This is a genomic window from Komagataeibacter kakiaceti JCM 25156, from assembly GCF_000613305.1.
Window position 1 is genome coordinate 1 of record NZ_BAIO01000587.1, and the last position, 1306, is coordinate 1306.

2 pseudogenes are annotated in these 1306 nt (G+C 65.5%); both read right to left on the reverse strand.

Features of this window, described 5'->3' with window-relative positions:
- Window positions 1-890 (reverse strand): annotated as a pseudogene (hemA, locus tag JCM25156_RS25650) (5-aminolevulinate synthase); the annotation flags it as partial.
- A gap of 202 nt (window positions 891-1092) precedes the next feature.
- Window positions 1093-1306 (reverse strand): annotated as a pseudogene (locus JCM25156_RS29585) (hypothetical protein); the annotation flags it as partial.

The window sequence follows — 1306 nt, forward strand, 5'->3', positions numbered from 1 at the left end:
CACGACCGCGGGCGGCAGCGAGGTGGTGAAGATGAAGCCCGAGGCCGAAAGCCGCAGGTATTCCACAATATCGCTCGATGCGGTGATGTAGCCGCCATGCACGCCAAACCCCTTGGCCAGCGTGCCCTCGATGATATCGACCTGATCGGCCACGCCATCGCGCTGCGAGACGCCGCCGCCTTCTTCCCCGTACAGGCCCACGGCGTGCACTTCGTCCAGATAGGTCATGGCGCCGTATTTGCGCGCCAGCGCGCAGGTGCCCGCGATGTCCGACACATCGCCATCCATGGAATACACGCTCTCGAACGCGATGAGCTTGGGCGCATCCTTGGGGGCGGCGGCCAGCTTGGCTTCGAGGTCGGCCAGGTCGTTATGTTCGAAAATGACGGTGCTGGAGCCGCGCGCGCCCTTGATCCCCGCGATCATGGAGGCATGGTTCAGCCGGTCGGAAAAGCAGATCCAGCCGGGCATGGAGGTCAGGATGGTCTGGAGCGTGGCCTGGTTGGACACATAGCCGGACACGAACAGAAGGCCCGCCTCCTTGCCATGCAGGTCGGCCAGTTCGGCTCGATGGCCGTATGCAGGGGGCTGGTGCCCGCGATGTTGCGCGTGCCGCCCGCGCCCGCGCCATGTTCGTGAATGGCCTGGATGGCGGCTTCCACCACCACGGGGTCCACGCCCATGCCCAGATAGTCGTTGGAAGACCAGACCACGACCTCCCGGTCCTGCGGGCAGGCGGGGGTTGAAGGCGTGGCGACGGTTTCCGGCTGGTCATACAGGGGGTAACGCTCGGCCTGGCGCGCCAGTGGCGTGAACTGCCGGTATCGGCCCTGTGCGCGGATGCCCTCCAGCGCCGTCCGGCAGAACCGGAAGAACGGATGCCCATCCACATGCTTACTGGACACTGCTGCTTTTCTCCATGCACAGCCCGGCTTGCTGTATTCCGGGGCCTTCGATTTATTACGGTTACCGTCCGGGTGGCCCATGCGGGGCGCGCTGCGTTCGGGCTTACGGCGTCATTGCTGGCGGTTAACCACCATCTCGGTACCCTTTATGGCATGACGGAAGCAGGAATTGCAAAACCGCATTGGGCTACTGCACGTAAATGCAGGTCTGGGTTGCGCTTGTGGAGGAGACGGTGTGGGCGTCCAGTTCCGTCTGGGCGCCGCCCGCGCCCGCGTCCATCACGGCCTGCAGCACGGGCTGGCCATCCGCTTCCACGGCGTGGCGCATGTCCGGCTCCGCGCCATCGGGGCCGGAGGGCACTTCCACCACCACGGTGAACAGCGCATTGGGCCGGCGGGCG